We start from the raw sequence: 17,830 nt of genomic DNA on the forward strand, positions 1-17,830 counted from the left end.
AGTTTTCCAAGGCCGCCGGCGCCGATTGTGACAGCGCCGTGTTACAGATTGACCTGAACCGAAAAATTGAAGGTGTTGGCGTCATATTCGTAGCCGGGACGGTCCGAACTGCGCTGGCTGTGGCTGTAGCCGGCGCTGAGCGTCACCAGCGTCCGCGGCGTGTAGCTGGCGCTGAGTCCGTACGACAGGATGTCTTCCTTCGGCTGCGTGGCGCCCACGAACAGGCCGGAATCCTCGAACTGGCGGTGCGTGTAATCGGTGTTGGCCTGCAGGACGATGCGGTCGGTGGGCGCCCAGACCGGCTTGAAGGAAAGGCCGGTGGCGGTTACGGAACTCGAGAACAGGTCGTCCAGCGATTCCAGGCGCCGGTAGGCATTCAGGTCCAGCATCAGCTTGGGCGACCAGACGTAGCTGGCGCGCAGGTTGCCGGAAGGACCGGAGTAGTCCCGAAACTCGAGGTTGTCGGAGCGCCGCCAGGAATAGCCCAGGCGCCCGTCAAGCGACGTGAAGCCGCCCTGCCAGGTAAAGGTGACGGCGCCTTCCTGCTGCAGGTAGCCATCGTCGACCAGGCTGAAGGGACCGACCTCCCGCTTCGGAAAACGGCCATCATCCTGACGGTACTCGAAGCCGAGGCGGTTCCCGAGCGGGGTGCGGCGGGACACGCCCAGCAGCCAGTAGCTGCCTCGAAAGTTGGATGGCTCACGACTCTCGAGACCATGCGTGGTGGTGCGAATGCCGGTCCCGGCCTGCAGCTCGATCTCGGGCGTGATCAGGTAGCCAAGATCGAACTCGCCATGCGTGGTGTCGATCGGGTCCTTTACCGGCGCACGGAAGTCGTCGAAGCTGCCAAGCTGCCGCTTGAAGCCCGCATTGACGGTGCCGGTCAGGCTGCGGCCGGCGGCCATGTTCCAGCGCGCAGCGGTGTCGTAGCCGGTGTTGTCCAGGAACGAGAAGCGCTGAAAGGACTGGTCGAGCGCCTGCAGGCTGGCGCTGACTTGCTGGCGACCGGGCAGCCACTCCAGGCCCAGACCGGCGAAGGTGGTGCGCATCCAGTCGGCGCGGCTCGATTCACCGAGCGCCAGTTCTTCGTCCACGTCGTCGGACAGGCGAAACAGGTTGTCGTCGTAGGCCGACGCAATGCCTGCGAACGGCGTCAGGAAATCGCCCTCGCCCGCCAGCGCCGGCAGCAGACCGCACAACAGCACGCTTCCGATACCCCCCCGCAGGCTGCCGATGCGGCGCAGCGTTTCAAAAAGCATGCGCATCCCTGAACATCAGGGCCGCCGTGCGCAGCACGATGCGCAGGTCCAGGCTGGGCGACCAGTTGCGCAGGTATTCGAGGTCGTACTCGACCCGTGCGCGCATCTTGTCCAGCGTGTCGGTCTCGCCGCGCAGGCCGTTGACCTGCGCCCAGCCGGTGATGCCGGGCTTGACCTTGTGGCGGTGCATGTAGCCGGAGATCAGGCGCCGGTAGTGCTCGTTGTGGGCGACGGCGTGCGGACGCGGCCCGACCACGCTCATGCGGCCCTGCAGGACGTTGATGAACTGCGGCAGCTCGTCCAGCGACAGGCGGCGCAGCACGCGGCCCAGTGGCGTGATGCGGTCATCGTCACGGCGCGCCTGGGTGATGTTGGTGCCGTCCTCGCACACGGTCATGGTGCGGAACTTGTAGACGCGGATTTCCTCGCCGCCGAAGCCGTAGCGGCGCTGCTTGAACAGCACCGGGCCGGGCGAACCGAGCTTCACGCCCACGGCGATGGCCGCCAGCAGCGGGCTGAGTGCGACCAGCGCCAGCGCGGAGAACAGCACGTCGAAAAAGCGCTTGACGACCGCGTTGACGCCGTAATAAGGCGTTTCCCAGACGCCGATGACCGGGATGCCGCCGACCTGATCCACGCGCGCCTGCAGCAGGTCGACGAAGTGCAGGTCCGGCACGAAGTACACCGACGCGGTGCTGTCGCGAAGGCCGTCGAGCAGGGCCTCGATGCGGGCGTCGCCGCGCACCGGCAGGGCGATATAGACCAGGTCGACCCGGTGCTGGCGCACGTAGTCGGCGGTCTGCGCCATACGCCCGAGCAGCGCCTCGGTGTTCGGCAGGCCAAGGCGCTCGGCGCTGCGGTCGTCGAAGAAGCCGCAAAACTCGACGCCGCCTTCCTCGGCATCCTGCAAAGCCCGGCGCAGGGCCAGCGAGACTCCCGTCAACGCCACCGCGACCGCCGAGCGACGCCTGGTGCGACTCACTGTCAGCAAGACCGCGCGGACCGCCGAGTGATACAGGACCATCACCACCGGTGTGGCCAGCAGCCACAGCTCGGCCAGCTGCGGGGAGAACTGCTCGATGGCGCCGGAGGCCACGCCGACCATGATCAACAGGCCGGCCACCGCCATCCAGGAGCCGACGATGCGGGCCAGCAGGGCCCAGTGGCCACCGCGCCGCCAGGGCTGGCCCTCGGCCACGTCGCGGAACAGTGAAAACACCAGCAGAACCGTCACGGCGGCCGTGACCCGTTCCAGGAAGGTGATATCGAGTCGCAGCCAGACCGCGCCGAGCAGCAGGATGGCCACCGCAGTCAGCGGATCCAGAATCCGCAGCAACATGACCGCCAGGGCCACCCGCTGGTCGAGAATCTCAGGGGTACGCACCAGCCGCACCCGATGCACGGACGGTGGATAGGCGCCGTCGAGCGTGCCAAGCTTGTGATCGACGACCGAACTCACGACACCCAGCGCCGCGAAGCGTCGCTTGCGCACGCCCGGGGCGCAGCCATCGCCGCACCGCACGGCACCGCGTGCGTGCGCTGCCGTATCGGCTGTGAGGCATCCCGGGCGCCCGGCTGGCTTGCCGGACAGCTCCGGTATGCCGCCGGTTCGCGCCTGGCCACAGGGTCTGTTACCGAATATTCCAATGTGCTGCTCGCGGCCGAAGGCAGTCCGCCGACCACGCGGTCGCCTAGCGAAGGCCCTTGAGGCCTGCCTCGACGCCGTCATCGCCGTCATCCGGCGCGTCCTGGTCCGCCGCGTCGGGCCCCGCGGCGTCGGCGGGGTCGGCTGCGGCGCTCGCCGCTGGCGCCGGTTCGGGGGTTGGTCGGCAAACTCGCCCAGCCAGACGATTTCGGCCTGTTCGCGCAGGTGTTTGACTTCCTGTTCGCCCAGCGCCTGGCGCCGCTCGTTCAGCAGCGTCTGGCGGATGGAGTCCTTGGCCTGTTCCAGGGTGATCGGGGAATCGCGCGCCTCGACCAGGAAGCTGACGGTCGATTCGGTGGCCGAACCGACCATGATGGCCTGGCCGGGTTTGAGGGTTTGCAGGCGCTCCAGAATCGGCGCCGGCACCTGTTCGGAGGCGAGCGTGCGAATCGACACGCGCACCTTGGCGCCGCGCTCCTGCAGCCACTTGACCAGGCTCTCGGCGGTCACATCGCCTTTGCCGTAGGCATCGAGTTCTTCCCGCGGCACGGTGTTGTCGGTGGCCACCTGACGCATCAGGAACTGCTTGCGCTGGGCGTACTTCAGTGACTGCTCGTCGTAGTACTTGCGAATTTCATCGTCGGTGGGTGCCACGGCCTGGGCCATGACGCGCTCCAGGTGGGCCTGCGCCAGCAGCTGCTGACGACCCTCCTCCAGCGCCAGCATGACGGCCGGATCGCGGTCGAGCTTCTGTGCCCGGGCGCGCTCGAGCAGCAGCTGACGGGTCACCAGTTGATCGGCCGCCTGGCGCTTGAGCGCCGCCGGATCCGGCGCCTGGGCGGCGCCTGGCAAGCGCGCCAGGAGGTAGTTGAGTTGATGCACGGTGACATCCGCACCGTTGACCGTCGCCACGGCCTGCCCGGCCTTGTCAGCGTCGGCGGCCTCATCCTGCCCACTGCCACACGCAGTTAGTCCGGCGATCAGCGCGCCGGTCACGACGAGGCGTTTCAACAAGGCAATGCCGACTTGCGAACGGGCATCGATCATGTGTCTACCAGGTGCTGCTGTGGTGCCGTGTTTCATGGATATTGGTCAGGCAGAAAAATGAGCCAGATGCGGGTAAATACCCATGGAGCGCGCGGACTACACAAGCGGAACGCGCACCGCCAAGCTGCAAAAGTGCGCGCCTCACTGCAGCCGAAGACCGGGCAGTCTGATGGCGGTGCATGACGAAACCTTTACAGTTCCCGATACATTTGTGACAGCGCGGCGCATCAAATTCGCGGCGGGGGCGCCGCTCCCACGACCCTACAAGTGGGCCAAGGCGCCGGTGTGGGAGGCCCGCCCCGGGCCGAATCCTGCGCATGGCGGCGAATCGCTAGAATGCGCCACGCCCCGTTCGCCGCGCACACCATGGACAACGACCTCACCCGACTCGCCAACCGCGCCGAAGCGCTGCTCGGCCGGCTGGAAAACCTTTTGCCTGCGCCCCCGCGCCCGTCGACTGGCAGGCGACGCTGGCGGCGCGCTGGCGGGTTTTGCCCGGCAACCGAGGTGCCCTGACACCGATCGGGCACCCACAGCGCCTGGATCTGGACGACCTGCAGGGTATCGACCGGGCCAAGGCGGCGCTCGATCGCAACACGCGCCAGTTCCTGGCCGGCGCGCCGGCCAACGACGCACTGCTGTGGGGCAGCCGCGGCACCGGCAAGTCGTCGCTGGTCAAGGCGCTGCTGACGCGCCACGCGGCCGCCGGCCTGCGCCTGATCGAGGTCGACAAGGACCACCTGATCGACCTGCCGGACATCGCGGCCGCGACCGCCGGCCTGCCCTACCGCTTCATCGTGTTCTGCGACGACCTGTCGTTCGGCAGCGACGAGCCGGCCTACAAGGCGCTCAAGGTGGCCCTGGACGGCTCGATCAGCGGTGGGCGCGAGCATCTGCTGATCTACGCCACCTCCAACCGCCGTCACCTGTTGCCCGAATATCAGGAAGAAAACGCTCTGACGCGTCACGTCGGCGAGGAAATTCATTTCTCCGAGGCAGTGGAGGAGAAAATCGCCCTGTCCGAGCGCTTCGGCCTGTGGCTGGCGTTTCATGCCTTCGACCAGGACCGCTATCTGGGCATCGTGCAGCACTGGCTGGCGCAGCTCGGCTGCCGGACGCCAATCGAACAGTGGCGCGAGGAGGCCCTGCGTTGGGCGCTGACCCGCGGCAGCCGCAGCGGGCGCAGCGCCTATCAGTTCGCCCGCGACTACGCCGGCCGGCTGGCGCTGGGAGACTCGTCGTGAGCGCCGGGCTGCGCTTCACGAAGATGCACGGCCTGGGCAATGACTTCGTGGTCATCGACGGTGTGCGCCAGACGGTGGCCCTGAGCACGGCGCAGATTCGCGCGCTGGCGGACCGGCATTTCGGCGTCGGCTGCGACCAGGTGCTGCTGCTGGAAGCGCCGCGTCACGCCGAGGCCGACTTCACCTACCGCATCTTCAACGCCGACGGCGGCGAGGTGGAGCACTGCGGTAACGGCGCCCGCTGCGCGGCGCGCTTCGTGCACGAGCAGGGCCTGAGCGACAAGACCACGCTGAACTTCGACACCCTGGGCGGACCGGTGCGCCCGCGCCTGCTCGAGGGCGGCCAGGTTGAGGTGGAGATGGGCGTGCCCTGCTTCGAGCCGGCGCGCATCCCCTTCACGGCGCCTGCTGATGCGCCCGCCGAGGCGCTCGATTACCCGCTGCAGGTGGGCGATCAGACGCTGAGCATCGCGGCGCTGGCCATCGGCAATCCGCACGCCGTGCTGCGCGTGCCGGACGTGGACAGCGCGCCGGTCGGCACGCTCGGGCCGCTGATCGAGGCACATGCCCGCTTTGCGCGCCGCGTCAACGTCGGCTTCCTGCAGGTCGTCGGTCGCCGCGAAGGCCGGCTGCGCGTGTATGAGCGCGGCGCCGGCGAGACGCTGGCCTGCGGCACCGGCGCCTGCGCGGCCTTTGTCGCCGGCGTGCGCTGGGGCCTGTTCGATGCGCAGGTCCGCCTGCATCTGCCCGGCGGCGTGCTGGAGCTGGCCTGGGCCGGTCCGGGCACGCCGGTTTTCCTCACTGGCCCCGCTGTCACCGTGTTCGAGGGCACACTCGCCGCATGAAAAAATCCACTGCCAAACCCGCCGCCGACGCCGATCAGGTCGCCGCTTACCTGCTGCTGAACCCGGATTTCTTCGAAAGCCACCCGCAGGTGTTCGAGGCGCTGGACGTGCCCCACCCGACCGGCGGCGCCGTATCGCTGGTGGAGCGCCAGGTGGCGGTGCTGCGCGAGCGCAACCGGGCACTGACGGCGCGCCTGGATGCCGTCATCGAGGCCGCCCACCGGCACGACGACCAGTACCGCAAGCTGTTCGAGCTGGCGATCGCCCTGGCCGCCTGCCGCGACCTTCCCGCCCTGCTGCACGCGCTGGCCACGCACCTGCGGCGTGACTTCGGCACCGACGCGCTGCGCGTGCTGGCGCATACCGCCCCGGCGAGCGGTACGCCGCTTCTGGTCAGCGCTTTCGATGCCGCCCCTTTCGCGGCGGACATCGAGCGCAGCAAGCCGCGCTGCCTGCCGCAGTCCGAGCTGCCCATCGTGCAGCCGTACCTGGATGCGCCGACCGCATCGGCGGCCATCCTGCCGCTGGCCGCCGGAGCGGCACCGGCCCTGCTGCTGCTCGGTTCCCATGACGCGGAGCGCTTCAGCCCGGAACTGGGCACCCTGCTGCTGGAACGCCTGGCGCAGCTCACGGGCGCGCACTGGCACCGCCTGTCGGGCGCGTGAACGCGATCCCCAGCGTCGATGAGTTTCTGAGCGCTCTGGCCCTGCAGCGCCGGGCCAGTCCGCACACGCTGCGCGCCTACCGGCGCGACCTGCTGCGCTGCGAAGGGCTGCTGCCGGCGCTGGATGCCACGAGCCTTGCCGGCCTCACGCCGGCCCAGGTGCGCCGCCTGATCGGCATGCTGGCGCGCGAGGGCCTGGCCGGGCGCAGCATTGCCCGCCTGTTGGCAGCGCTGCGGGCGTATTACCGGCCGCTGCTGGATGCCGGCTGCCTGCCGGCCGATCCGACGGCCGGCATTGCGGCGCCCAAAAGCCCGCGCCGTCTGCCGGCCACCCTGGACGCCGATCACCTGGCGCGGCTGCTCGAATTTGCCGGCGAGGACCCGCTCGCCCGCCGCGACCGGGCGCTGTTCGAGCTGCTGTACTCGTCCGGCCTGCGCCTGGCCGAGGTGGTGGCGCTCGACCGGGCCGATCTGGATCTTGCCGACGCCAGCGCGCGGGTCACCGGCAAGGGCAACAAGACGCGCATCGTGCCGGTCGGCAGCCGGGCGCGGGACGCCCTGAGTGACTGGCTCACCCTGCGCGCGACCCTGGCCGCAGACTGTCCGGCGCTGTTCGTCAGCCGCCGGGGCGCACGCCTGTCGCCGCGCACCGTCCAGCAGCGCCTGCGTCACTGGGCCGACCGCCAGGGCATCGACCGGCGGGTGTATCCGCACCTGCTGCGTCACTCCTGCGCCAGCCATCTGCTGGAATCGTCCGGCGACCTGCGCGCGGTGCAGGAACTGCTGGGCCACGCCAGCCTGGCGACCACGCAGGTTTATACGCACGTGGATTTTCAGTACCTGGCGCGCGTGTACGACGCGGCGCACCCGCGTGCCCGGCGCAAGGCCCCCTGACCGGGTGCAGCGCCCTGTAGGAAATGGCACCCGGTGGGAGCGGCGCCCCCGCCGCGAAGTTACAGAAGATTCGGCCCGAGGCGGGCCTCCCACAGGGATTTTTCCAGTGAAGATCGGCCCGGGGGCGGGCCTCCCACGGGCTTCTCCGGTGGGAGCGGCGCCCTCGCCGCGAAGTTACAGAAGATTCGGCCCGAGGGCGGGCCTCCCACAGCACTTGGCTTGAGGGTGGGAGCGGCGCCCTCGCCGCGAATCTGCAGTTCGGCCCCGGGGCCGGGCCTCCCACGGCTCAGGAAGCCCGGCTCTGGTCGTCTGCCGACAGCTGCCCCGAGAAGGCCGCCAGCGCAATGCTGTTGGTGATGCGTACCAGACGACCGTTGACATCCACCAGCCCATCGCGCTGCAGCTTGCCGAAGGCACGGCTTACCGTTTCGGCCGCCAGGCGCAGATAGGCGGCGATGTCCTGGCGGGACATCGGCAGATTGAACTCGGTCGCCGAGAAGCCGCGCCGCGCGTAGCGCTGCGACAGATCGAGCAGCAGCAGCGCCAGGCGTCGCTCCGGCGAATGGTCGCCCAGGGTCAGCAACTGCTGCTCCTTGCCGGCAATCTCGCGGCTCATCAGGCGCATCAGCTGGTGCTGCAGGGCCGGCACGCGGGCCGCCGCGTGTTCCAGCAGATCGAACGGCACCTCGCACACGCCGGCCAGCTCCAGGGCCTGAGCGGTGAGCTGATGGCGGTGCTCGACCATGCCGTCCAGGCCAATCACCTCGCCGGGCAGGTGAAAGCCGATGATCTGCTCGCTGCCGTCCGCACCCAGGATGTAGGTCTTGACCGCGCCACTGCGCGGCACGTAGATGGCCCGGAACGGCTCGTCGGCCCGAAACAGTGTCCTGCCCCGACTGAATGGGCGGCTGCGGGACACGATGCGCTCCAACTCGGCCACATCGGCATCGTTCATGCCGTAGGGCAGGCAAAGGTCGTGCAGGTTGCAGGTGCTGCAGGCAGCCTTGAGGCCGCTGAGCGTGACGACGTTTGCCGTGGGGGAATCGGCTGTCATGCGATCCAGTGTGATGTGGGAAAACGTGCGTGGAACCTAACACAAACAGTATCCATGGTCGTTTGTGGTGCACAACGTCTCAGGCCAGAAAGTGCCGCACGCCCTCCAGCATCATGTTCACCGAGACCAGATTCAGCAGCAGGCCGGTCAGCTTTTCCAGGGCGTTGAGACCGCGCGGCCCAAGCCACCGGGCGATGCGCCGGCCCGGCAGAAACGTGACCAGGGTGACCAGCAAGGCTCCCAGCAGGCCCAGCGCGAGCTGTCCCAGCGCCACCTGCTGCTGGGTGCGCAGCAGGATGACGGTGGCGATGGCCGCCGGCCCTGCGATCGCCGGCACCGCGATCGGCACCAGCAACGGGTCGGCCGCGTAGCCGTCCTGGAAGGCGCCCTGCGGGCCGCCGTAAATCATGCGCAGCGACAGCAGGAACAAAATCACCCCGCCGCCGATGTGCAGCGCCGGCTCGGTGATGCCAAAGGTGCGCAGCAGGCCCGCGCCGCCCCAGCCGAGCAGCAGCAGCACGGCAAATGCGAACAGGGACTCGCGCAGCACGGCGCGCCGGTAGGCGGCAGCGTCCAGTCGCCCCAGGGCCGCCAGCACCAGCGGCAGGTTGCCGAACGGGTCGGTGACCAGCACCAGCAGGAGGATCTGTTCCGGCAGGCTCACGGCGGCTCGACCAGCGCCGGCCAGTGCGCGGCCGGATCCTGGCGGTAGAACAGCGCCAGTTGCGCGTAGACGGCCGGGTAGCCGCGCTGCAGGCCGGGCGGATCGTCAAAGAACATCTCGCTCGCCACGGCGAAGAACTCGGCCGGTGACTCCGCGCCGTACGGGTCGAGCACGGTACGCAGGTGGCGCAGCGCGCGTCGGCCAAGATCGCGATACGCGGCGGCGAACGCACTGCTCCAGGCGGCCGGATCCATGCCCGGGTGCAGGGGTGGATGGCCATTGGTGTCGCCATCGAGCTGGTCGAGCTTGTGCGCGCACTCGTGAATGACGACATTGTGGCCGTGCCCCTGCCCGCCGGCCGCAACCTCGGCCAGGGACAGGATCAGCGGCCCGGCGGCCCAGGACTCGCCGCTGCGCCAGTCCTCCACCTGGTGCACCACGCCGGCTTCGTCCACCTCCTCGAAGCGGCTGCGAAACTCGTCCGGGTACAGCACCAGCGCGTGCCAGCCGCGGTACCAGTCAAGGCCCAGATTGAGTACCGGCAGCGCTGCCTGCAGGGCGATGGCCAGCGCCTGTGGGCGGTCGATGGTGGCCTGGTCAACCGGCTCCAGAACCTTGCCCGCCAGAAAGTCGAGAGCAAGCTGTTGCAGCCGTTCCCGATCGGCGGCCGACCAGTGAGCCAGCACCGGCACGCGGGCGAAGGCAGCCGGCCAGTGCTCCGCGAGCTGTGGCGCCGCTGCCCTGCGGTGCCCCGCCAGCCAATCGCGCCAGCGCGCGAGCATGCGCGCGCTCCAGAATCTAGCCGGCCAGCGCGGCCAGTTTGGCGGCGAGCTCGGCGTCGCTGTCGTGGCCGGCCTCGCCCCAGAACACGCTGAACTCGCGCTTACTGATGGCCGGATCGGTGACGCAGGCCAGCATCACGCGCGCCAGATCGGCGCGGGCAATCTGGTAGCGCATCTCCAGTGGCCGGTCCTCCCCCGTGATGGTCAGCGCGTGGGCACCGCCGGGTTTGTCGTTCAGGATGCCGGCGCGCACGACGGTCCAGTCCAGGCCGCTTTTTTTCAGGTACTCGGCCTTGTCGATCGAGTGGTCGCGCAGGCCCGGCTTGACCCAGTTCAGAATTTTCATGCCGGTGGACGGGATGGACAAACCAATCGTCGACAGCAGCACCAGCCGGCCCTTGAAGCCGCGCTGCTTGCAGGCTTCCACGGTGTTGACCAGGCCGCCGTACATCACGGCGCGGATCTTCTCGCGGCTGGCGAACATGCCCCGGCCGGCAATACCACCGGTGATGTCGACCGTGAACACGATGCCGGCCCAGTCCGGATCGATGGCCTGCGCCAGGGTCTCCGGGCGCGTGACGTCGCCATACACCAGCGTCGCCTTGTCACCGAACAGGCCGCGCGCTTTCTCCACGCTGCGCACCACGGCGGTGGCCGGCCGGCCGGCGTCGATCAACTGGCGCATGGCGGCCAGTCCCGTGCCGCGCGTGGCGCCGATCACGGCAATCGTGTCGTTCATGTCCGCTCCCCCGTTCGTGTGAGTGTCGCCGATTCTAACCGCCGCCCCGGCGCTGGCCAGCGCAACGCGGCGGCCTTGATACCGGTCAAGAGGCCGCGGGCGCGCGCTTCCAATATGCGCGGCGTACGCACCTGGCAGTGCCTACGTGCCGTCGCCCTGCCCGGACCGTGCCGGGCGACATCCCCACACCAAGGAAGGAGGGTTTCGCGTGAAAGACGTCAGCAAGTTGATCCTGGAAGACGGCGCGGTGCAGGACCGCCGCATCTACTGGGATCAGGACATCTACGAGCAGGAGCTGGAGCAGATCTTCGCCCGCGCCTGGCAGTTCCTGGCCCACGAGGGGCAGATTCCGAACGCCGGCGACTTCCTGACCACCCGCATGGGCGAGGACAACGTCATCGTCGCCCGCCAGCCGGATGGCACCATCAAGGCCTTCATCAACTCCTGTCCGCACCGCGGCAACGTGGTCTGCCACGCCGACACCGGCAACGCCAAGGCCTTCACCTGCGCCTACCACGGCTGGGCCTTTGGCCTGGATGGCGCGCTGGCCACCGTACCGCTGGAGCACGACGCCTATTACGACGCCATCGAGCGCCCGCGCTACGCCATGCACCCGGTGGCCAAGGTGGAGAGCTACAAGGGCCTGGTGTTCGGCACCTTCGACGCCAGGGCGCCGTCGCTGCGCGACTACCTGGGCGACATGGCCTGGTACATGGACACCTTCCTTGACGTGCCGGGCGGCATCGAGCTGCTCGGTCCGCCGATGAAGTCGATCCTGAACTGCAACTGGAAGGTGCCGGTCGAGAACTTCATCGCCGACGGTTACCACGTCGGCTGGGCACACGCCGCGGCGCTGAAGGCCATCGAGTCCCCGCTGTCGCCGCTGGCCGGCAACCAGGCCTACGACGTCAACACCGGCCTGCAGGTCGCGACCCGTGGCGGGCATGGCTTCGGCGTCATCTGGGATGCCGCGGCTGCCATCCATCCGGAGGGGGGGGCCTTTCGCGACTGGCTGGCCAAGCGCACACCGATCATCCGCGAGCGGCTCGGCGAATGGCGCTCGCGCTTTTACAACGGTCACTGGGACGCCAGCATCTTCCCGAACTGCTCGTTCCTGTACGGCACCAACACCTGGAAGCTGTGGCTGCCGATGGGCCCGCACAACATCGAGGTGTGGACCTGGACCCTGGTCGAGAAGGACATGCCGGCTGAGCTGAAGCAGATGATGGTCGCCACCAACATGATGACCTTCGGCACTGCCGGCATGCTGGAAACCGACGACGGCGAGAACATGGAGCAGTGCACCGGCAGCAATCGGGGCTGGGTGACGCGCCGCGGCAAGCTGTACTCGGGCATGGGCCAGGTGCGTGAAGGCCGCCACCCGGAGCTGCCCGGCATCATCGGCAAGGGCATCGTGTGCGAGACCTCCAACCGCGGTTTCTACCGCCGCTGGGCCGAGCTGATGAGCGGCCGCAGCTGGGAAGAAGTCGCCCGCGAACCGCGCTCCGCCCCCAACCGCGAGGTGGCCTGACATGAATGCACCGACCCAGATCAAAACCCCGGCCAACCCACGCTACGTGGACCGCGACACGCTGTTCGAGGTCGAGCGTTTCCTGATCCGCGAAGCGCGCATGCTGGATGAGGAGCGCTTTCGCGAGTGGTGGCAGACGCAGCTGACCGAGGACATCCACTACGTGCTGCCGGTGCGCGAAATTCGCATGCGCGCCAACAAGCAGCCGATCGGCAGCAACCCCGGCGCGTTCGTCTTCAACGACAACTACGGCATGCTCGACATGCGCATCCGGCGCCTGGAGACGGGCCTGGTGTGGATGGAGGACCCGCAAAACTACATCCGCCGCTTCATCAGCAACATCGATGCGGCCTGGGCCGACGTGGACGGCGAAGTCGACGCCTGGTCGAACTTCATCGTCTACCGCAACCGCCGCCAGCGCGACGAGACCGTGGTCTGGGGCACCAAGCAGTGCCGCCTGCGCAAGGTGGACGGTCAGTGGAAGCTGGCCGGCCGCACCATCCTGGTCGACCAGCGCGTGGTGCTGGACAAGAACCTGTATTTCTTCCTGTAGCGTCCGGGCCGTTGTCGGCCGCCGATCCCCTGGCGGCCGACAACGGCATCGCCTTCTTGTGGGGGACGACTCGACTCCCCATATTCCACAGCCTGACTGCCGGCCTCGGCGGCGCTGTTGCGCGCACCGTCTGCCGGCATACTTCGCACCTGCGCCAGATCGGCGTTTTTTTTCAGGAGTCCGGCAATGGCATCGCGGCTTTTGGCGCCGGTCGTGCTCGCCCTGGGTCTTGTCGCCTGCACGCAGGAAACCCAGAACGAAATCGGCCGCGCCGTGCAGAACTGGACCGGCACCAACGGCGTGCTGGAGGTTTACTCGGGCGGGCAGTTGGTGAAACGCTTTCTCGCCATCGACAAGCTGACTACCGCGTCCGGCACCAAGGACGATCGGGTGCACCCGTACCGCTTCGGCTACGGCGTGCTGGACGAGAACCTCAACGGCCAGCGCGATCCGGCCGAGAAAAAGGTGTATTTCGAGATCAGCGACTACTCGACGCCGTATGTCTTCTACGAAAGTCCCCACTGAGGACGCTGCCGAGCGCGACCGGCAGTGGATGGCGCGCGCGATCGAACTGGCGCTCGCCGCGCAGGCGCAGGGCGAGGTGCCGGTCGGTGCGGTGCTGGTGGCCGGCGAGGCGATGCTCGGGGAGGGCTTCAACCGGCCGATCGGCGCCTGCGACCCGACCGCCCATGCCGAAATCGTGGCCCTGCGCGCGGCGGCCACCCGTGCGGCCAACTATCGCCTGCCCGGCAGCACGCTGTATGTGACGCTCGAGCCGTGCGCCATGTGCGCCGGGGCGATCGTGCAGGCGCGCGTGCAGCGGGTGGTGTTCGGAGCCCGCGATCCGCGCGCCGGGGCGGCAGGATCGGTGTTTCAGGTACTCGGCGAGGCGCGCCTGAATCACCGCACGGCGGTGACCGAGGGCGTGCTGGGCGAGCACTGCGGCGCGCTGCTGAGCGATTTTTTTCGCCGGCGTCGTGCGGGTTGAGAACGCGCACCCGCCCGGCTATTGACCCGATCTATAAAAATCCCGGGTCAATAGCCGGCGGTGCGGCCGGGGATCACTCCTTCAGAAAATCCAGGCACAGCTTGTTGAACAGCTTGGCCTTCTCGTACTGCACCCAATGGCCGCACTGCGAGAACACGATGAAGCGCGCGTTGTCGCACTCCTTCATGATTTCCATGCCGGACTCGACCGGACAGGCGCGGTCGTCGCGGCCCCACAGCACCATGGTCGGCAGGTTCTTCAGGATATTCAGGCGCGGGCGCAGGTCACCGATGGACAGCGTCTGGAACACCCGCGGCGGCTGGGTAACAGCCACCTCGTAGCGCTCGTTCACCAGCTGGTCGGTGACGTCGTCCTTAGAGTAGGCCATGAATTCCAGGAAGCGGCGCAGCTTGTCCTTGCTGAAGCCGCCCTCCTCCTGACCAAGCGCCTTGAGCATCTGGATGGCCGGCATGGCCAGATACCGCTCCATCGGCCCGATACCGCCCGGACCCATCACCACCAGCTTCTTGACCCGCTGCGGGAAGTCCTGCGAGAAGCGGATGGACATGGCGCCGCCCATCGAGTTTCCGACCAGGGTCACCTTGTCCAGGTTCAGGTGATCGAACAGCTTGATCAGGCAGTCCATCAGGGTTTCGAAATCGAAATTGCCGTCACTGGGCTTGGACGACAGGCCGTAGCCGAAGGCGTCCGGTGCAATGGCCCGGTAGCCGGCGTCGGCGAACACCTGCAGGTTGTGCTGCCAGTTGGTCCAGCCGCCGGCGCCCTGGCCGCCACCATGCAGGAAAATGACCGGCTCGCCCTTGCCTATGTCGTGGTAGTGAAGGCGGTTACCGTTGCCCATGTCGGCATAGTTGGCGACCTTGTTGTATTGATAGTCCATCGGCTTTCTCCTCGGGATGTGACAGGAACGGGGGTTCAATCGGGGTCGTTGTCTACCAGCGGCATGCCGTTGTCGACCAGCTGGCGCAGGTCCTTGCCGGGCTTGAAATGCACCACGTGGCGCTCGCCCAGCGGCACGGACTCGCCCGTTTTCGGGTTACGCGCCAACTTGGGACGGCGGTAATGCAGGCTGAAGCTGCCAAAGCCGCGAATTTCGATGCGCCCGCCGTGACCCAGAGTGTCGATCATCTGCCCCTGCAGCAGCTTGACCGCCAGTTCCAGGTCTTTCGTGGACAGGCCTTCGAATTCCTGGGCCAGCAGTTCGATGAGTTGGGAACGGACCACGCGGTATGGCTCTTGATTGTTGGACGGATGGCCGGCAGCGGGCGAAATTCTAATGCCGATTCAAGCGCTTGTGGATTGTAATCAAGCGTCGACGTGCGCCGCGGCGAAACGGCTTGCTACCATGCCTGCCATCTTAACCGCCGACCGGGAGTTGCCGTCATGCCCACTGACTCGCTGAGCGTCCACAAGGTGCTGGTGCCGCTCGATTTCTCGGATCCGTCGCTGCAGGCCCTGCAGTACGCGCGTCGCTTTGCCGAGCCCAGCAAGGCCGAGCTGATACTGCTGTACGTGATCGAGCCGGTGGCCTACCCGGCCGAGCTGGGCGTGGTGATCAACCTCGACGCCGACCTCGCCGAGCGCGCCCTGGGCGAGCTCGAAAAACTGCGCCTGCAGCACCTGGGCGACTATCCGGCCACCCGCAGCCTGGTACGCAGCGGCGTGGCGGATGCCGAAATCATCACCACGGCCAAGGACGAACAGGCGGATCTGATCGTCATCGGCACGCACGGGTTTTCGGGCCTCAAACACTTTCTGCTGGGCAGCACCGCCGAACGGGTGGTGCGCGACGCGCCGTGCCCGGTGCTGACGGTGCGCCATCACGTCGCGAAGAGCTGACAGCGCACCGCTTCAGGCGACCGGGCGCGAGCGGGCCGCCGGCTCAGGCACCGGCAGCCCCGCGGCCTGGTCGCGGCACTACCTGCACCGCGACAGCTGCCAGTACCGCGGCAACGCTGAACAACAACACGCCGGGTCGGTAGCTGTGGGTGGCTTCCAGCAGCCGGCCCAGCGCCGCCACCGTAATGAATGCACCCAGCGCGCCGAAGGAATTGACCACGGCGATGCCGACCGCGGCCATGGCGGGCGGTATCGCGGCCGTCACCAGACCCCAGAAGCAACTGAACGCCGCGCCGGCGCCCAGCAGCGCCACCAGCATGCCAACGGATACCTGCCAGACGCTGTCGGCAAAGGCCATCAGCAGATAGCCGGCAGCGGCCGTCAGCGCACCGACGGACACATGCCAGTAGCGCTCGCCGGTGCGGTCCGAGTGCCGCCCCCACAGAACCAGCGCCGCCCCGAACAACAGATACGGTGCGCCGACTACCCAGCCGACCGCTGTGGCGCTGAGGCTCGGATCGAGCGCATGCACCAGCTTCGGGCTCCAGAAGATCACGCCCGTGAAGGAGCCCAGGAACAGGAAGTACGCCAAAGCCAGCAGCAGCACGGTGGGGTGAAATATCTTGCGCAAGGTGCCGTGGGCCACCGGCGCGGCCGCGGCCCGCTCGGTGGCCAGTGCGTTCTGCAGCCAGCTGCGCTGGGCGGCCGTCAGCCAGCGCGCCTGCGCCGGGCCATCCGGCAGCACCGTGAGTACGACCAGTCCCAGCAGCACCGTCGGGATGCCCTCGACGATGAACAGCCATTGCCAACCCGCCAGTCCGAGCACGCCGCCCATGCCATCCATGATGGCGCCCGACAGGGGGCTGCCCAGCAAGCCCGCCACCGCCAGTGCCAATGCGAACTGGCCGATCGCAGTGGCCCGGTCGTTCGCGCGGAACCAGTAGGTCAGGTACAGGATGATGCCCGGGTACAGACCCGCCTCGGCCACGCCCAGAATGAACCGCATCACGTAGAACTGCGTCGGTGTTGCGACGCAGGCCATGAGTGCCGATACCGTGCCCCAGATCAGCATGATGCTGCTGATCAGCCGGCGTGCGCCGATGCGCTCCAGCAGCAGATTGGCGGGCACCTCGAACAGGAAGTAACCGAAGAAAAACAGGCCGGCGCCCAGGCCGTAGACGGCATCCGAGAAATTCAGGTCCTGGTTCATGGTCAGCGCCGCAAAGCTGACGTTGACCCGATCCAGGTGGGCCATGATGTAGATCACGATCAACAGCGGAATGAGCCGCACGCTGATCTGCCGCCGCACGTCGTCGGCGAATGCCTGGTCTGACCCGGCCATGATTCCTCCCCGGTCTTGCTTGTCGTTATGAATGCTGGCGCCAAATCACTGTTCGGCGACGCGGGCGCATGATACCCGGCACATCGGGCCAGCCGTGCCGGTGCATGGCCGACGTCCGGGCGCTACTGGCGCAGCGCGAGGCCCCGTGTCAGAAACAGGTACACGCCGAGCAGCAGACCCAGGAAGGCACCGAATTGGCCAACCAGCGTTATCTGCTGCAGTCCCGGCGCGGTGCCTGACAGGTTGAGCCGGTAGCCCTGGACGTACGCGCCAAAGCCGTCCGGCAGCGTGACGGCCAGCATCGAGCACACGATTTCACCCAACCAAACCCAGAACCCGATCAGCGCCAGCCAGAAGAACGGGCGACTCCATCGATAAATGGCATCGGACCATGCCTCGCCGGACATCAGGACCCGATACGGGATCAGCACCAGCATGTAGACAAACAAGGGCACCCCGACCAGCAGCACGGCATTGATCCGGCCCGTGGTGACGCTAAGCACGTCGTGCGCCTTCACGGCAAGCTCGAAGGAGAACAGGCCCAGGCACGGCGCACAGACCGTATCGAGCCAGAATTTTCCGCTTGCCCACACGATCATCAACCACACGCTGCAGAGCGTGAACGGAACAGCCAGTCGCTGCATGCAAGGCTCCCTGTTGGCTGGATTCGGCGTGGCTGTGTTCTGCGGATTCCGTGAGCCATCGGCAAACTGTAGGAG

18 protein-coding genes and 1 pseudogene are annotated in these 17,830 nt (G+C 67.6%); 9 read left to right on the forward strand and 10 right to left on the reverse strand.

What is annotated here, in order from left to right; all coding sequences use genetic code 11:
• Positions 1–41 precede the first annotated feature (41 nt).
• Entirely contained in the window at positions 42–1,259 is a 1,218-nt protein-coding gene (gene epsL, locus PG2T_RS02105) for an XrtB/PEP-CTERM-associated polysaccharide biosynthesis outer membrane protein EpsL (protein ID WP_158513126.1), read from the reverse strand.
• Positions 1,249–3,951 (reverse strand): undecaprenyl-phosphate glucose phosphotransferase, encoded by a 2,703-nt coding sequence (locus PG2T_RS15705; RefSeq protein WP_158513127.1) that lies wholly within the window; start codon positions 3,949–3,951, stop codon positions 1,249–1,251. Before PG2T_RS15705 ends, epsL begins: the two co-directional genes overlap by 11 nt.
• Before the next feature lie 366 nt (positions 3,952–4,317).
• Here PG2T_RS15705 and PG2T_RS02115 point away from each other — a divergent pair.
• From PG2T_RS02115 to PG2T_RS02130, 4 genes and pseudogenes are all read left to right on the forward strand, one after another.
• A pseudogene (locus PG2T_RS02115) lies at positions 4,318–5,195 on the forward strand (ATP-binding protein).
• A 23-nt stretch (positions 5,196–5,218) separates the two neighbouring features.
• Complete coding sequence (gene dapF, locus PG2T_RS02120) at positions 5,219–6,040, forward strand: diaminopimelate epimerase (RefSeq protein WP_068807587.1); 822 nt, start codon at positions 5,219–5,221, stop codon at positions 6,038–6,040.
• Positions 6,037–6,705 carry a DUF484 family protein gene (locus tag PG2T_RS02125; protein WP_068802608.1) on the forward strand — a complete coding sequence of 223 codons (669 nt, stop codon included), beginning with the start codon at positions 6,037–6,039 and terminating at the stop codon, positions 6,703–6,705. Before dapF ends, PG2T_RS02125 begins: the two co-directional genes overlap by 4 nt.
• Positions 6,702–7,598 (forward strand): tyrosine recombinase XerC, encoded by an 897-nt coding sequence (locus PG2T_RS02130; protein ID WP_068802609.1) that lies wholly within the window; start codon positions 6,702–6,704, stop codon positions 7,596–7,598. The genes PG2T_RS02125 and PG2T_RS02130 overlap by 4 nt, the downstream gene beginning before the upstream one ends.
• Positions 7,599–7,884: 286 nt before the next feature.
• Here the strand turns inward: PG2T_RS02130 and fnr are convergent, their stop codons facing one another.
• The 4 genes from fnr to PG2T_RS02150 form a co-directional block, all read right to left on the reverse strand.
• Positions 7,885–8,652: a fumarate/nitrate reduction transcriptional regulator Fnr gene (gene fnr / locus PG2T_RS02135; protein ID WP_068802610.1), complete on the reverse strand. Its 768-nt coding sequence runs from the start codon at positions 8,650–8,652 to the stop codon at positions 7,885–7,887.
• 79 nt (positions 8,653–8,731) lie between these two features.
• Positions 8,732–9,316, reverse strand: coding sequence for a MarC family protein (locus PG2T_RS02140; protein WP_068802611.1), 585 nt, complete (start codon positions 9,314–9,316; stop codon positions 8,732–8,734).
• Positions 9,313–10,098, reverse strand: a complete 786-nt coding sequence (locus tag PG2T_RS02145; RefSeq protein ID WP_068802612.1) for a M90 family metallopeptidase — start codon at positions 10,096–10,098, stop codon at positions 9,313–9,315. Before PG2T_RS02145 ends, PG2T_RS02140 begins: the two co-directional genes overlap by 4 nt.
• Before the next feature lie 16 nt (positions 10,099–10,114).
• On the reverse strand, positions 10,115–10,837 hold the full coding sequence (locus PG2T_RS02150) for an NAD(P)H-binding protein (RefSeq protein WP_068802613.1): 723 nt from the start codon (positions 10,835–10,837) through the stop codon (positions 10,115–10,117).
• Positions 10,838–11,045: 208 nt separating this feature from the next.
• On the opposite strand from PG2T_RS02150, the gene PG2T_RS02155 reads away from it, so the two are divergent.
• The 4 genes from PG2T_RS02155 (at position 11,046) to tadA (ending at position 13,909) form a co-directional block, all read left to right on the forward strand.
• On the forward strand, positions 11,046–12,368 hold the full coding sequence (locus PG2T_RS02155) for an aromatic ring-hydroxylating oxygenase subunit alpha (RefSeq protein WP_068802614.1): 1,323 nt from the start codon (positions 11,046–11,048) through the stop codon (positions 12,366–12,368).
• 1 nt (position 12,369) lies between these two features.
• On the forward strand, positions 12,370–12,921 hold the full coding sequence (locus tag PG2T_RS02160; RefSeq protein WP_068802615.1) for an aromatic-ring-hydroxylating dioxygenase subunit beta: 552 nt from the start codon (positions 12,370–12,372) through the stop codon (positions 12,919–12,921).
• 186 nt (positions 12,922–13,107) lie between these two features.
• Positions 13,108–13,446 (forward strand): hypothetical protein, encoded by a 339-nt coding sequence (locus PG2T_RS02165; protein WP_068802616.1) that lies wholly within the window; start codon positions 13,108–13,110, stop codon positions 13,444–13,446.
• Positions 13,421–13,909 (forward strand): tRNA adenosine(34) deaminase TadA, encoded by a 489-nt coding sequence (gene tadA / locus PG2T_RS02170; protein WP_068802617.1) that lies wholly within the window; start codon positions 13,421–13,423, stop codon positions 13,907–13,909. The genes PG2T_RS02165 and tadA overlap by 26 nt, the downstream gene beginning before the upstream one ends.
• A gap of 73 nt (positions 13,910–13,982) precedes the next feature.
• Here tadA and PG2T_RS02175 read toward each other — a convergent pair whose 3' ends face one another.
• Both PG2T_RS02175 and PG2T_RS02180 read right to left on the reverse strand, forming a co-directional pair.
• Positions 13,983–14,810 carry an alpha/beta fold hydrolase gene (locus PG2T_RS02175; protein ID WP_068802618.1) on the reverse strand — a complete coding sequence of 276 codons (828 nt, stop codon included), beginning with the start codon at positions 14,808–14,810 and terminating at the stop codon, positions 13,983–13,985.
• A 35-nt stretch (positions 14,811–14,845) separates the two neighbouring features.
• Positions 14,846–15,154 (reverse strand): HU family DNA-binding protein, encoded by a 309-nt coding sequence (locus PG2T_RS02180; RefSeq protein ID WP_068802619.1) that lies wholly within the window; start codon positions 15,152–15,154, stop codon positions 14,846–14,848.
• Between the two features lie 159 nt (positions 15,155–15,313).
• Between PG2T_RS02180 and PG2T_RS02185 the strand changes: the two genes are divergently transcribed.
• On the forward strand, positions 15,314–15,769 hold the full coding sequence (locus PG2T_RS02185) for a universal stress protein (RefSeq protein ID WP_068802620.1): 456 nt from the start codon (positions 15,314–15,316) through the stop codon (positions 15,767–15,769).
• A gap of 43 nt (positions 15,770–15,812) precedes the next feature.
• Here the strand turns inward: PG2T_RS02185 and PG2T_RS02190 are convergent, their stop codons facing one another.
• The gene (locus PG2T_RS02190) at positions 15,813–17,111 is read right to left on the reverse strand and encodes an MFS transporter (RefSeq protein ID WP_068802621.1); all 1,299 of its coding nucleotides are present in this window, start codon (positions 17,109–17,111) and stop codon (positions 15,813–15,815) included.
• A 122-nt stretch (positions 17,112–17,233) separates the two neighbouring features.
• Positions 17,234–17,755 carry a hypothetical protein gene (locus PG2T_RS02195; RefSeq protein ID WP_068802622.1) on the reverse strand — a complete coding sequence of 174 codons (522 nt, stop codon included), beginning with the start codon at positions 17,753–17,755 and terminating at the stop codon, positions 17,234–17,236.
• Positions 17,756–17,830: the final 75 nt, after the last annotated feature.

The sequence above is a fragment of the Immundisolibacter cernigliae genome, assembly GCF_001697225.1.
Taxonomy (GTDB): Bacteria; Pseudomonadota; Gammaproteobacteria; order Immundisolibacterales; family Immundisolibacteraceae; genus Immundisolibacter; species Immundisolibacter cernigliae.

Coding starts and splice junctions, on each gene's coding strand:
- PG2T_RS02160 (WP_068802615.1), top strand. CDS start 12,370: ATGAATGCACCGACCCAGATCAAAACCCCGGCCAACCCACGCTACGTG.
- PG2T_RS02145 (WP_068802612.1), bottom strand. CDS start 10,098: ATGCTCGCGCGCTGGCGCGATTGGCTGGCGGGGCACCGCAGGGCAGCG.
- tadA (WP_068802617.1), top strand. CDS start 13,421: ATGTCTTCTACGAAAGTCCCCACTGAGGACGCTGCCGAGCGCGACCGG.
- PG2T_RS02125 (WP_068802608.1), top strand. CDS start 6,037: ATGAAAAAATCCACTGCCAAACCCGCCGCCGACGCCGATCAGGTCGCC.
- fnr (WP_068802610.1), bottom strand. CDS start 8,652: ATGACAGCCGATTCCCCCACGGCAAACGTCGTCACGCTCAGCGGCCTC.
- PG2T_RS02190 (WP_068802621.1), bottom strand. CDS start 17,111: ATGGCCGGGTCAGACCAGGCATTCGCCGACGACGTGCGGCGGCAGATC.
- dapF (WP_068807587.1), top strand. CDS start 5,219: ATGCACGGCCTGGGCAATGACTTCGTGGTCATCGACGGTGTGCGCCAG.
- PG2T_RS02150 (WP_068802613.1), bottom strand. CDS start 10,837: ATGAACGACACGATTGCCGTGATCGGCGCCACGCGCGGCACGGGACTG.
- PG2T_RS02165 (WP_068802616.1), top strand. CDS start 13,108: ATGGCATCGCGGCTTTTGGCGCCGGTCGTGCTCGCCCTGGGTCTTGTC.
- PG2T_RS02195 (WP_068802622.1), bottom strand. CDS start 17,755: ATGCAGCGACTGGCTGTTCCGTTCACGCTCTGCAGCGTGTGGTTGATG.
- PG2T_RS02185 (WP_068802620.1), top strand. CDS start 15,314: ATGCCCACTGACTCGCTGAGCGTCCACAAGGTGCTGGTGCCGCTCGAT.
- PG2T_RS15705 (WP_158513127.1), bottom strand. CDS start 3,951: ATGATCGATGCCCGTTCGCAAGTCGGCATTGCCTTGTTGAAACGCCTC.
- epsL (WP_158513126.1), bottom strand. CDS start 1,259: ATGCTTTTTGAAACGCTGCGCCGCATCGGCAGCCTGCGGGGGGGTATC.
- PG2T_RS02175 (WP_068802618.1), bottom strand. CDS start 14,810: ATGGACTATCAATACAACAAGGTCGCCAACTATGCCGACATGGGCAAC.